The organism is Bartonella sp. AA83SXKL (assembly GCF_042196965.1).
Lineage (GTDB): Bacteria > Pseudomonadota > Alphaproteobacteria > Rhizobiales > Rhizobiaceae > Bartonella.
Window position 1 is genome coordinate 1 of record NZ_JBHIRG010000223.1, and the last position, 667, is coordinate 667.

Genomic DNA, 667 nt, shown 5'->3' on the forward strand with positions numbered 1-667 from the left:
GATCTATTTTCGCAAATATCCGTGCATCCATCATCATTTTTGAAGAATAATGAGAAAGTTTTACAACAAATTCTTGTTCTAACTGCTGAATCAATGGATTACTATGCGCACCTGAACGCAAGAAAAATATTGAACATACACGATCAAGCCTTTTTCCAGAAAGTTCAAAAGGTTGCAAAAAACTCTCAAGCGTTGGTGGCTCTTGCACCATTGCAATCGTCTCGATTTCTTCCTCTGCTTCTTTAAGCGCTTGTTCAAAAGTGGGCTTAAAATCTTCATCACTTATTGAAAAAAAATCAGGAAGTCCTGAAAATCCCATCCAGTCCAACAGTGCTGCTTTTGTCATAATATTCTCTCTCCATTTATAACTTAAGGGGAGTAACAGTTATCTTTACGGATACAAATTGATAAATAATACTATAAAATTATTTAATGTGCTTCGAAAGTGTCTTTCAGTCCTCTATTAAGGAAAGAAATAAAGGATTTTTTTATCATGAGGAAATAAACAAAAATAAAAATCTCTTCATACTTGATTAATGAAATTGTTTATAACTGCAATCTATCCTTGACTTTATTGCAAATATTAACAATTGGAGAAGTGCAATCGGGGAGGACTTTTTTAAATCTTCCATAACTTTTGTTTTATCCTAATTCATAATTTGAATTT

1 pseudogene is annotated in these 667 nt (G+C 32.1%); it reads right to left on the reverse strand.

Features of this window, described 5'->3' with window-relative positions:
- A pseudogene (locus ACFINO_RS10760) lies at nucleotides 1-346 on the reverse strand (peptidase M3); the annotation flags it as partial.
- Between the last annotated feature and the right edge of the window lie 321 nt (nucleotides 347-667).